General features: G+C 67.8%; 21 protein-coding genes. All 21 read left to right on the top strand.

Annotated elements, in window-relative coordinates; genetic code table 11:
- Window positions 1–369: hypothetical protein (locus Q8O14_00960; GenBank protein ID MDP2359310.1), on the top strand; the 369-nt coding region annotated here is incomplete at its 5' end.
- A gap of 28 nt (window positions 370–397) precedes the next feature.
- Entirely contained in the window at window positions 398–1,069 is a 672-nt protein-coding gene (locus Q8O14_00955) for a hypothetical protein (protein ID MDP2359309.1), read from the top strand.
- Window position 1,070: 1 nt separating this feature from the next.
- Window positions 1,071–1,400 (top strand): hypothetical protein, encoded by a 330-nt coding sequence (locus Q8O14_00950; protein MDP2359308.1) that lies wholly within the window; start codon window positions 1,071–1,073, stop codon window positions 1,398–1,400.
- Window positions 1,397–1,972: a hypothetical protein gene (locus tag Q8O14_00945; protein ID MDP2359307.1), complete on the top strand. Its 576-nt coding sequence runs from the start codon at window positions 1,397–1,399 to the stop codon at window positions 1,970–1,972. The genes Q8O14_00950 and Q8O14_00945 overlap by 4 nt, the downstream gene beginning before the upstream one ends.
- Window positions 1,965–2,258, top strand: a complete 294-nt coding sequence (locus Q8O14_00940) for a hypothetical protein (protein MDP2359306.1) — start codon at window positions 1,965–1,967, stop codon at window positions 2,256–2,258. Before Q8O14_00945 ends, Q8O14_00940 begins: the two co-directional genes overlap by 8 nt.
- Window positions 2,255–3,163, top strand: coding sequence for a DNA cytosine methyltransferase (locus Q8O14_00935; protein MDP2359305.1), 909 nt, complete (start codon window positions 2,255–2,257; stop codon window positions 3,161–3,163). Before Q8O14_00940 ends, Q8O14_00935 begins: the two co-directional genes overlap by 4 nt.
- The gene (locus Q8O14_00930; protein MDP2359304.1) at window positions 3,160–3,468 is read left to right on the top strand and encodes a hypothetical protein; all 309 of its coding nucleotides are present in this window, start codon (window positions 3,160–3,162) and stop codon (window positions 3,466–3,468) included. The genes Q8O14_00935 and Q8O14_00930 overlap by 4 nt, the downstream gene beginning before the upstream one ends.
- Entirely contained in the window at window positions 3,465–3,824 is a 360-nt protein-coding gene (locus Q8O14_00925) for a hypothetical protein (GenBank protein ID MDP2359303.1), read from the top strand. Before Q8O14_00930 ends, Q8O14_00925 begins: the two co-directional genes overlap by 4 nt.
- On the top strand, window positions 3,821–4,162 hold the full coding sequence (locus Q8O14_00920; GenBank protein MDP2359302.1) for a hypothetical protein: 342 nt from the start codon (window positions 3,821–3,823) through the stop codon (window positions 4,160–4,162). Before Q8O14_00925 ends, Q8O14_00920 begins: the two co-directional genes overlap by 4 nt.
- A gap of 2 nt (window positions 4,163–4,164) precedes the next feature.
- A complete protein-coding gene (locus Q8O14_00915) occupies window positions 4,165–4,695 on the top strand; it encodes a hypothetical protein (GenBank protein ID MDP2359301.1) in 531 nt (176 codons plus the stop codon).
- Entirely contained in the window at window positions 4,692–6,116 is a 1,425-nt protein-coding gene (locus Q8O14_00910; GenBank protein ID MDP2359300.1) for a C10 family peptidase, read from the top strand. The genes Q8O14_00915 and Q8O14_00910 overlap by 4 nt, the downstream gene beginning before the upstream one ends.
- Window positions 6,113–6,514, top strand: coding sequence for a hypothetical protein (locus Q8O14_00905; protein MDP2359299.1), 402 nt, complete (start codon window positions 6,113–6,115; stop codon window positions 6,512–6,514). Before Q8O14_00910 ends, Q8O14_00905 begins: the two co-directional genes overlap by 4 nt.
- Window positions 6,511–7,032, top strand: coding sequence for a hypothetical protein (locus Q8O14_00900; GenBank protein MDP2359298.1), 522 nt, complete (start codon window positions 6,511–6,513; stop codon window positions 7,030–7,032). The genes Q8O14_00905 and Q8O14_00900 overlap by 4 nt, the downstream gene beginning before the upstream one ends.
- A complete protein-coding gene (locus Q8O14_00895; protein MDP2359297.1) occupies window positions 7,029–7,208 on the top strand; it encodes a hypothetical protein in 180 nt (59 codons plus the stop codon). Before Q8O14_00900 ends, Q8O14_00895 begins: the two co-directional genes overlap by 4 nt.
- On the top strand, window positions 7,201–7,677 hold the full coding sequence (locus Q8O14_00890) for a hypothetical protein (protein MDP2359296.1): 477 nt from the start codon (window positions 7,201–7,203) through the stop codon (window positions 7,675–7,677). The genes Q8O14_00895 and Q8O14_00890 overlap by 8 nt, the downstream gene beginning before the upstream one ends.
- Entirely contained in the window at window positions 7,674–7,988 is a 315-nt protein-coding gene (locus tag Q8O14_00885; protein ID MDP2359295.1) for a hypothetical protein, read from the top strand. Before Q8O14_00890 ends, Q8O14_00885 begins: the two co-directional genes overlap by 4 nt.
- On the top strand, window positions 7,981–8,385 hold the full coding sequence (locus Q8O14_00880) for a hypothetical protein (GenBank protein ID MDP2359294.1): 405 nt from the start codon (window positions 7,981–7,983) through the stop codon (window positions 8,383–8,385). The genes Q8O14_00885 and Q8O14_00880 overlap by 8 nt, the downstream gene beginning before the upstream one ends.
- Window positions 8,382–8,549 (top strand): hypothetical protein, encoded by a 168-nt coding sequence (locus tag Q8O14_00875; GenBank protein ID MDP2359293.1) that lies wholly within the window; start codon window positions 8,382–8,384, stop codon window positions 8,547–8,549. Before Q8O14_00880 ends, Q8O14_00875 begins: the two co-directional genes overlap by 4 nt.
- Complete coding sequence (locus Q8O14_00870) at window positions 8,546–8,740, top strand: hypothetical protein (protein MDP2359292.1); 195 nt, start codon at window positions 8,546–8,548, stop codon at window positions 8,738–8,740. The genes Q8O14_00875 and Q8O14_00870 overlap by 4 nt, the downstream gene beginning before the upstream one ends.
- The gene (locus tag Q8O14_00865) at window positions 8,737–8,931 is read left to right on the top strand and encodes a hypothetical protein (protein ID MDP2359291.1); all 195 of its coding nucleotides are present in this window, start codon (window positions 8,737–8,739) and stop codon (window positions 8,929–8,931) included. The genes Q8O14_00870 and Q8O14_00865 overlap by 4 nt, the downstream gene beginning before the upstream one ends.
- Window positions 8,932–9,047: 116 nt before the next feature.
- A partial coding sequence (locus Q8O14_00860) for a hypothetical protein (protein MDP2359290.1) occupies window positions 9,048–9,403 on the top strand: 356 nt, incomplete at its 3' end.

Below are 9,403 nucleotides of genomic sequence, written 5' to 3'. Positions count from 1 at the left end.
CTGGCCTGGCGCACCCACCTGTCCCGCGGGCTGATGGACGCATCCGCCGCCACCGCCCAGACCTCCGAGGCCGCGGCGGCCGCCCTCAAGCTGGTGGCAGAAGCCATCCAAGGGACGGGAGAGCTGGGCTTCCTGGAGTCCAGTGTGCTGGCCGAACGCGTGGCGGATGGCGCCGGCCTGGACGCGCGGAACACCCTGGCGCCCAGCATCGCCCGGGTGGGCGTCATGCTCCACGAGATCGCCGCCGCCCGCGAGCTCCTGCACGTCATGGAGCCCAGCCGCCAGCGCGAGACCACGCTGCGGCAAGACGCCATCCAGCACCTCGACAACGCGTCCCAGGCCTACCTGGGCAAGCCCCTGACCAAGTGACACCCCAACACAGCCAAGAGGAGACCCCATGGCACGCGCGAAGAAGACCACCGTGGACAACGTGGTCCCGCTGAACCCCGAGATGTCCGCCACGACGGAGCAGGAGTCCGCGCAGACGGGCGGCGCGGAGAAGGAGTCCAAGCCGAAGGGCAAGGGCGGACCCACCACCTCCGACTGCACGGCCTACGATCGCCTGGTGCAGGAGCTGCAACAGCAGCAGGAGATGACCAGCTGCGTCTACTGGAGCCGCTTCTTCGGAGGCCTCCTGCGCGAGGCCGAGGAGGCGCGGACCGGCCTGGAGTCCGCCGAGAAGACGCGCGACCTGCTCAAGCTGCAGGTCACCATTGCCCTGGTGAAGAGCCAGCTCAAGAAGCTCAAGCAGCCGGTGGAAGACCTGAACGGCCTGCGCGGCCGCTGGCCCCTCTTCGCCCATGAGATGCCTTGGCGAGGCGACTTCGACGAGCTGACCGGTCGCGTGACCCTGGTCTGGACCGGCAAGGGCGAGGCCCCGCAGATCCCGCAGCCGACCCCGTGCGCGACCACGGCCGAAACGCAGACCGCGTCGCCGGCGGATTCCACCGCGGGCGCGGGTGGGCTGATACATGGCGGGTGGCTTCATCAGGAAAACGAAGGAGAGGGTGAGAACCTGGACTCGATCATCGACGACCCCGAAGAAGACGACCCCTTCGGGAACGCTTGACATGACCAGCCGCATCCTCATCGACCACCTGCGCGCCATGCACGGCTACACGGTCCTGGAGGCCGAGCGCGCCGTCCGCGACGTGCTGGACGTCCTGCGGTACCAGCTGGACGAGCTGGACGCGGACGAGTTCCTGTCGCTGCCCAACCTGGGCCGCTACACCTGCCGGGTGAAGGTCTGGCCGGATGGCAGCAATGGACTGGTCATCGACTGGAAGCCTTGCGCGCTGCTCGCCCAGGGCAAACGCGCGCGTACCCTCCCCGCCAATGACCCCCGGGTCGTCCTGGCCCGGGATAAGCGACGCCCCAAACGAGACTGGAGGGCCTTGTGAAACCCCAATCGCCTGCCCGGCGACGGAGCGACCTCACACCCCACGACAGCCTGCTCGTGGGGCAGGTCCAGCAGCAAGCCTGGGAGCAGCAGTCCCGCGCCTGCCCACGCCCTGCGACCAAGACCGGCAGGTCCGGCCCGACCTACGCGGAGATCCTGGCCGCCGTCATGGATGCCCTAAACGTCCCGCGCACCACGCCGCTGGACGAACTGCCGCACCTGGTGGCCCTGCGCTGTCGGACCGTCTCGAAGACCGAGCTGGACCGCTTGGTGCGGGGCGCCGTCAAGAGCGCCATCGACACCCATGGCCCCGTGGACTACAAGCACCTGACCAGCGCCGCCAAGCGCATCACCGGCCAGATCCATGCCTTTCTGCGCGCCCAGCACCAGGGGCAGGAAGACCCCGGGCAAGGCATGCCCAAGGCGCGAAGGCAGCGTCCCAGCCGCCCACAGCAGGTCGCTGGCCCGGCTTGCCGCGTCTGTGGCTGCACGGAGCACCACGCCTGCGCCGGCGGCTGCTACTGGGTTGAACCTGACCTCTGCAGCGCGTGCACGAAGGCCCACCATGCCTGAGCGCACCTGCCGCCACGAGGCCGCCCACTCCTTCATGGGACGGCCCTACACAGGCACCGTTGAAACCCTCATCGCCATCGACAAGGAGATGCGCGCGGCTGCCGAACGCCTCATGGCGGGCATGCCAACGACCCTGCGCGAGGACGTGAAGGCCCGGCGGGCCCGCGCCCGTGTGCGCCGCCGCGTTGACGCCGAGTGGCGCCAGGGGCCGACGGATGGGCTGGACCTGCTCGAATGGCTGCGCGAACGCAAATGGGGAGCGCCAGGCCGGGAGGCGAGGCAATGACAGCCATCGACCTCTTCGCTGGTGCCGGCGGATTCACCACTGGCGCAGAACTGGCGGGTGTCCATGTGCTCTGGGCAGGCAACCACTGGCCTGCCGCCGTAGCGATCCATGCAGCCAACCACCCAGGGGCGCAGCACCTCTGCCAGGATCTCCACCAGGCAGATTGGTCCCAGGTGCCGGCCCACGACATCCTCCTGGCCAGCCCGGCATGCCAAGGCCACAGCAGGGCACGCGGGAAGGACCGACCGCACCACGACGCGGCGCGGTCCACTGCCTGGGCCGTCATCTCCGCCGCGGAGTATCACCGACCGCCCATGGTGCTGGTGGAAAACGTGCCCGAGTTCGCCAACTGGGTCCTGTTCGGCGCCTGGCGCGCCGCCCTGGAGGCGTTGGGCTACGCAATGGCGCCCCACTTGGTAGATGCGGCCGACCACGGCGTGCCCCAGCATCGTCGCCGTTTGTTCATCCTGGCCACGCGCAGCCGCTCTCCTCTGAAGCTGAAGCTTGGCCGCCAGCCACACGTACCGGCCAAAGTCATCCTGGATCCGGAAGGCGGAAGCTGGAGCGTCGTCAACAAGCCAGGCCGCGCCGCGGCCACCCTTGCACGGATTGAGCGCGGGCGCCGTGAGTTGGGGCCTCGATTTCTCATGGGCTACTACGGAAGCTGGAAATCGGGCCGCAGCCTGGACTTACCCCTGGGCACCATCACCACTCTGGATCGTTGGGCCCTCGTGGACAACGACCACATGCGCATGCTGACCCCAGCCGAGCTGCGTGCCGGGATGGGTTTCCCCGCCTCCTACCAGCTGCCACCCCAGCGCCGGCTGGCCATCCATCTGCTTGGGAACGCGGTTGTCCCGCCAGTGGCCGCAGACATCCTACGCGCGATCCGGAGGGCGGCATGACCAACGCGGCCATCGACCCCTTCGGTCCACTGGATCCGGCCGGCAGCGAGACGCCGAAGACGCGGCGGCCCCGCAGCAAGCCGCGCATCCTCCTCATCAACCGCAGCAAGGTGCGCGAGCTGGCCGCCAAGGCGGGCTTCACCCAGGTGTCGGAGTACGCGTTCCAGGCACTGGCAAGCGAGCTGGAAGCGCACCTGCAGAATCGCCTGGATCTGATCCGCGCCACGGGTGAGAAGCGGCCACGCCTCACGCCCGTCCTGGCCCGCTACATGGTCCGCTCCACCAGCCAGGAGAAACGGCCATGACACGCAGCACAAGCCCCGGTGCCCAAGCCATGCGTACCCTGCGCGCCCTGCGACGTGTGGCCGCGGGCAAGCCGCCGGACACGCTGGCAGCGCGGATTGCCGAGGGCGCCTACCTGTACCGTGTCTCCAGCCGGCAGCCCGGGCACCGTGGCTCACGCGAGCGCTGGGAGGGCCGCGTGCAGGTGAACGGCCGGGTCCTGGTCATTGCCCGCAGCGCCACCAAGTACGGCGAGCGCGAGGCCTACCGCCTGGTCGCCCATCAGGTGGGTGAGTGGTTGCTAGAAGTCTATCCGCCCGAGCTGGTGGCCGCCAAAATGGCCCGCCTCCTGGACCAAGCCCCGGCGGACCTGCCATGACCCAGACGCTCTCCACTACCCCCGCCGCGGAGCAGGCGTTCGACTGCTGCCTCATCATCCGCTGGCAGGCCGACCATCCGGATCGCGTGCTGCCCGACCTCCCGCGCGTCCATGCCGAGCGCCTCCTGGAAGATCTGGTCTCCATCCTGCGGCCACACCTGCGACAGCTGGAGATCCTGGAGCAGCCCGCCCCGGGGAAGACCGGCGGCAGCATCCGCCTCTGGGATCCCTGCACCGAGCGCCAACTGGCGGACCGGCCACCCCACAGCTCCACGTGGAACTCGGCCCTGGCCATGGCCCTGTGCCGGTTCCACACACGCCCACCTGAAGGAGAGTGACCATGCGCGACCGCATGCCAACCCCTGGGCCTTGCGCCTGCGGCAACACCGACATCCGGCACCACATCCAGTCGACCATCAAAGGCGCGGAGCACGAGGCCACCGAGCTGCGCTGGTGCCCCAAGTGTGGGCACGCCACAGCGACCATCGGCCGCGCCGACGAAACCTACCGGCAGCTGCGCGAGCGCGCCGACGGGGAGTGGGCCGCCGCCAGCCCGCCGCAGCTGGACGCAATCAGCCCCCGTGCACGGCGCGTGCTCGCCGCCATCTGCCTCCTGGGGCCTAAGCACTCCACCACGCAGAACCTGGTCCTGGCCACGAGCCTTGCGCCCAGCCAGGTGCTTCCCGCCATGGACACGCTCAAGGAGAAGGGCATCATCGTCAGCACGCAGGACGCCACCTGGTGGCCCACGCATGACTGGCAGTCAGTCCTGGACCTGGCCATGTCCATGGCCGAGGTGTCCATCGCCCTGGACACGCTCCCGCTCCGCCCCCTATCCGCCATTCCACAACCTGAAGGAGCCACCGCATGATTGAACCCATCACGCCTGAGCTGGCGCGCGCCGCCGGCGCTGCCTGGCTCACGCGCGTGGCCGGCGCCCGCGCCGAAGCCATCGATCCCCGGGAGGTCGTCGTCGCGGATACCATCGTCCTCGACGACGACGAGCCAGGCATCCATATCGTCACGGGCGGAACGGGCTGGGCCCTGGTCGCCGGCGACCGCCAGGCCCGGCCCATCCTGGGCTGGGCACGCGCGGGCGAGTTCCCCCCACCCGTCACCACCAGGGAAGGGCTGCCCCCCGGCCTGATCCAGATGCTGGCGGACTGGGGCATCGAGATCCTCCAGATCCACCAGGCCCCCGGCGAGGGCCGCGCCGCCCTGGACAACCCCTTCCGCGCCATGTGGGACGAGCTCCTGGAACCGGGCGGCCGCGCGGCACTGGATGAGGTGGAGGAGTTGCCGGCCCTCCTGGCCGCGCGCTGGGGCCAAGGGGCCGGTTGGAACGCCCACTGCCCGGTGGATCCTGCCGGGCCCGCCGGCCGGGCCTACGCCGGCTGTGTGGCCACGGCCATGGCGCAGGTGCTGTTCCACCACCAGCACCCCTGGCGCGGGCAGGGTCACCCGTGGTACGAGCACCCGGTCTATGGCGGCATCGGGCTGGACATGCTGGCCGAGACGCCCGCCTGGAAGGACATGCGCCCCGTGGGCGCCACGGCCGCGGCGGCGCGCCTGCTCTACTTGGCGGGCGTGGGCGTGCGCATGAACTACGGGCCGCGCGGCTCAAGCGCCCAGAGCGCCATGGTGGCCACGGCCCTGCGCCTCTACCTGCGCTACCGGGACACGGCGCGCATGGTGTGGCGCAGCTCCACCCCGCCGGAGACGTGGGAAAACCTCATCGAGGACGAGATCCGCGCCGGGCGGCCCATCGTCCACCGGGGACAAGGGCCCAGCGGCGGGCATGCCTTCAACCTGGATGGCTGGCGGTCCGACGGCTACAAGCACCTCAACTTCGGCTGGAGCGGAACCTACAACGGCTGGTACACGCTGGATGCCATCACGCCGGGCTCGAAGAGTTTTACCGCCGTGCAGGGCATGGTCGTGGGGATCGAGCCCCGGGGCGAGGAGCTGCTGCATCCGCTGGATGGTGACGGCGACGTCACCCCCCATGCCGTCACGCTGCGCTGGCTGCCGCGCGAGGGCATGGCGCGCGTGAGCGTCCAGCTCTCGCTCACGGCCCAGTTCACGCAGATCGTCCTGCAGGCCCAGTTGCCGGGCACCTACACGGCTTACACGGCGAGCAATCTGGCGCCCGTGACCACCCACCACTGGCGCCTCATCTGGTTCGATCGAACCGGCCGCTCCTTTGTCACGCCGGCCAGCCAATTCACCACTGGGCAGCGGTCGGCCATCATCGGAACCGGACCCGGCGGTATCGGAGGACCCCGCCCATGACCCCCCTGACCCATACCGAGATGGGCGCGTTCACCAAATCCATGATCCCAGGGGACATGTGCGTGCCATGCGCCGGCCCCAAGATTGCCGATGGATCCTCCAAGCAGTATTGCCAGCACATTCCATTCACCGTCAACCCCGCCATCATCGCAGGCTGCTGGGCACGCTTCGCGGCCTGGCCCCTGTCCCAGGACAACCCGCCCCGACAAGTGGACCACCTGACGGCCCACGGCTGCGCCGTGCTGGAGCCATGCCCCGGCTGGCGGACCTACGCCCGCACCATGGATCTGGTGGTGGTGACGCCCGAGGAGCTGCGCGAGTACACGGCCGCCGGCAACTGCCTGCTGGGCTGCCCAGTAATCAACAATGCGCCAGATGGTGATGGGTCTGATTCGTGAAAGCTTCAACGCCGCTTGAATCGATGCGACCCCTCAGCCTTGCGCAAGACTTCGACAAAGGGGGAAAAATGCTCGAAAAGGTCAGCAGGGACGCGGCTCACACCCAGGTCGGCCCAATCCCACTTCCCGTCCAAGAGGACAATATCCTCGGCGACGGCGTGCCCGTCGGGGTCCAAGAAAACCCCCTGGATCCTGGTCGTGTCGTAGACGAAACTCACAACCACTTGGTGAAATCCAACACGAATGATGTCGCCAGGACAGACGCTTCGGCTCATGATCGTGCCCCCAATGAAGAAGAGTGGAATCGCCACGTCGAAGAAGTTTGGCTCCACCGCCCCAGCGTTCTGCCAGCCCAATGCCTGCAAACCAACCTGAACGCCCTATCCAATATCCTGAGCGGGGTTGACTTCCCCGAGCAGAAGGAAGCGATGCGACTTGTTGGATCTCTTCAGTCGCTCACCGGCCTCTTCGTTCGTGAAGAGGAGTACAAACTGGGTCTTCTGAGGGCCCAGGAATGAAGCGCCCCGCCGTCCACTCCCTGCTCATCCACGTGACCGGGCACGTCACCCAGCAAGACCTGGAAGGCACCGTGCGCATGCTGCGCGCCCGCTGGGGCGAGACCAGCGTGGTGAAGGCCGTCATCCGCGAGCTGAAGCCCATTGGCACAGCCAAGGAAAGGAAGCCCCATGCCTGATCACGTGTTCTGTGCGGGCGACCTGGTCCGCTACCACCCTGTGATCGGTGGACCGCCCTACAACGGCCCCACGTCCCGCGTTCGCCAGATCATTGAACTGCCCGACGGCAAGCTGGTGGCCACGCTGATTGGGAAGAACGGCTGGGTGTCCACCAAGAACCTCACCCTCGTCATGCGCTCCACCCAAGATGACCGCTTCCAAGTTTGGCTTGGCCTGATGCGGATCCGCAGCACCAACCCCTCCCAGCGCGCCCACTTCAATTCCTGGGAAAGACTGCAGGACCTGGCGGCACAGCAGGCCGAGCTGATAGCCGGCCAAGCCGAGGCCCTGGAGGACGTGAATCGCCTGACCCGCGAGCTGGATGTGGCGCTGAATGGGGAAGCAGGCGCGGCAAAGCAGGCAAGCCTATGCGACCTGGTGGCGCAGGTGAAGACAACCAAAGCACAACATGGAGGACAGCAAACATGAATCAGGCAACTGGTGTGCGCAGGCATGAAGCGCAGGTGCGCAGGCTGCAACTCACGAACAGGGAGCTGGCCGAAGAGCGCGAAGCGTTGCGCGACAAGGCGCTCAAGCTGGAGGCACAGGTCAATGCCATGACCGCCGTGGTGCGGGCGGCGCTTGCCGAGACGGACGACGAAGAGCGGGAGCGGGTGGGTATCCCCCCGAAGCGGGTCAATGGTCGCGTGTATGGTCTCTTCGCGCACCAGAAGACGCGGCGGGCGGCGTGTCTTCGCTACCGCGACACCCTGGCGCAGAAGGACACGCCCGATGCATGACCTGACCGAACTCAAGCGCCAGGTCAGCTACCTGTGCGAATGCACCCGCAAGCTGGAAGTCCTCCTGGAGCCGGGCTACGGCGGAACGGCCAGCGAGCTGGTGCGCCTGCTGCAGGCGCAGGAAACCCGGGACGCGGCCGCCATTAGCCGGCTGGCAGAACTGGAGGCCGAGCTGAAGCTGGCCAAGGCAGAGACTGTTTTCGCGCAAGCCGCCGCCGGACATCTCAGGGATCACATCGACGAGCTGACGCGGCTCATCGACCGCATGGACCACCTAGCCCCCATGGCGGACAATTCCTGCCTGGAGCCTGGAATCACTCTCAGCGAGGCGTGCCGCCGGATGCTGGCCGAAGAGTCCGCCAGCGGGCCCACGCCCAACGCGGAGGACCCCCAATGAACTGGGCAGGCTGGCTCCTCGCCGTCATTGTCCTCATGGCCGTCGTGTCCATGATCGCCGACGACATGGGCGCCGGATACCGCCGGCGCGCCGCCAAGACCGCCATCAGCGGGACCGTCTTCCTCATCCTGCTCTGGCTCGCCGCCCAGGGGCCGAAGCCATGACACCGCGCACCAACATCCTCGCCACCAAGGATGGCGTGGAAGCCCTTGTGGCGCTGCTACTGCTCAACGGGTCCATGTGCCCCGAGTGCGGCCACGGCACGCGGGCGACGAGCAAGCGCTGGGCACGATGCAAGGCCTGCGGGGCGCGGGTTGCACGACACAACACCCAGGCGCTGGTGGACAAGCCATGACCTGGGAATCCCGCAAGCGCCGCGCCCAGCGCCGGCGACGGCAGTCCCTGCGCGGCCAAGGCCACCAGGTGCAGGACCCTGGCACGCTGGGCACGTGCCGTGCCCGCCAGCGCTGGTGGCAATCACAGGAGGATCGCGAGAAGGCCACCCTGCGCGCCGAGGCACGGGCGCGCCGCCACTATCGCCAATAGCGAAAGAGCTTGATGATCAAGCCGATCCGACTTGACTTTTGCCAAGGACTAGTACAAGCTGTGACCGGGTTACAAACCCCGACAGAAGCTTTTACCACAAGTAAAGGAGACAAATCATGAAGACAAGCATCTACACCGCCCTGCTCCTGCTGGCCATCGCCCTGGGATCGTCCGCCATGGATGCGCCCGAGCTCATCACGCCCACGCCAGGACAGCACCTCGTCCCAGTGCAAGGGACCCACTTCGCCTGGCTGCCCAAGAACGGATACCACGCGTGGGTTCTGCAGGTGGCGGACAACCCGGGCATGGCCCATCCGCTCATCGAAACCCAGGTGGGCACAACCACCTATCGGAGCACGATCACCTTGCCGGAAGACGCGCACCTGTACTGGCGCGTCATCTACATCAACACACTTGGCCAACGGTTCTGGTCCGGAACGGGAACCTTCTGGACCCAACCCTCCATGCGGTG

This window comes from bacterium, from assembly GCA_030685015.1.
Lineage (GTDB): Bacteria > CAIWAD01 > CAIWAD01 > CAIWAD01 > CAIWAD01 > CAIWAD01.
The sequence above is the reverse complement of the archived record's forward strand: the minus strand, read 5'-3'. Positions and strand labels throughout refer to the sequence as shown.

Bases quoted from the DNA above. Each gene is read 5' to 3' on its own strand.
- Q8O14_00955 (MDP2359309.1), top strand. From the start codon at position 398: ATGGCACGCGCGAAGAAGACCACCGTGGACAACGTGGTCCCGCTGAAC.
- Q8O14_00950 (MDP2359308.1), top strand. From the start codon at position 1,071: ATGACCAGCCGCATCCTCATCGACCACCTGCGCGCCATGCACGGCTAC.
- Q8O14_00940 (MDP2359306.1), top strand. From the start codon at position 1,965: ATGCCTGAGCGCACCTGCCGCCACGAGGCCGCCCACTCCTTCATGGGA.
- Q8O14_00935 (MDP2359305.1), top strand. From the start codon at position 2,255: ATGACAGCCATCGACCTCTTCGCTGGTGCCGGCGGATTCACCACTGGC.
- Q8O14_00930 (MDP2359304.1), top strand. From the start codon at position 3,160: ATGACCAACGCGGCCATCGACCCCTTCGGTCCACTGGATCCGGCCGGC.
- Q8O14_00925 (MDP2359303.1), top strand. From the start codon at position 3,465: ATGACACGCAGCACAAGCCCCGGTGCCCAAGCCATGCGTACCCTGCGC.
- Q8O14_00920 (MDP2359302.1), top strand. From the start codon at position 3,821: ATGACCCAGACGCTCTCCACTACCCCCGCCGCGGAGCAGGCGTTCGAC.
- Q8O14_00915 (MDP2359301.1), top strand. From the start codon at position 4,165: ATGCGCGACCGCATGCCAACCCCTGGGCCTTGCGCCTGCGGCAACACC.
- Q8O14_00910 (MDP2359300.1), top strand. From the start codon at position 4,692: ATGATTGAACCCATCACGCCTGAGCTGGCGCGCGCCGCCGGCGCTGCC.
- Q8O14_00905 (MDP2359299.1), top strand. From the start codon at position 6,113: ATGACCCCCCTGACCCATACCGAGATGGGCGCGTTCACCAAATCCATG.
- Q8O14_00895 (MDP2359297.1), top strand. From the start codon at position 7,029: ATGAAGCGCCCCGCCGTCCACTCCCTGCTCATCCACGTGACCGGGCAC.
- Q8O14_00890 (MDP2359296.1), top strand. From the start codon at position 7,201: ATGCCTGATCACGTGTTCTGTGCGGGCGACCTGGTCCGCTACCACCCT.
- Q8O14_00885 (MDP2359295.1), top strand. From the start codon at position 7,674: ATGAATCAGGCAACTGGTGTGCGCAGGCATGAAGCGCAGGTGCGCAGG.
- Q8O14_00880 (MDP2359294.1), top strand. From the start codon at position 7,981: ATGCATGACCTGACCGAACTCAAGCGCCAGGTCAGCTACCTGTGCGAA.
- Q8O14_00875 (MDP2359293.1), top strand. From the start codon at position 8,382: ATGAACTGGGCAGGCTGGCTCCTCGCCGTCATTGTCCTCATGGCCGTC.
- Q8O14_00870 (MDP2359292.1), top strand. From the start codon at position 8,546: ATGACACCGCGCACCAACATCCTCGCCACCAAGGATGGCGTGGAAGCC.
- Q8O14_00865 (MDP2359291.1), top strand. From the start codon at position 8,737: ATGACCTGGGAATCCCGCAAGCGCCGCGCCCAGCGCCGGCGACGGCAG.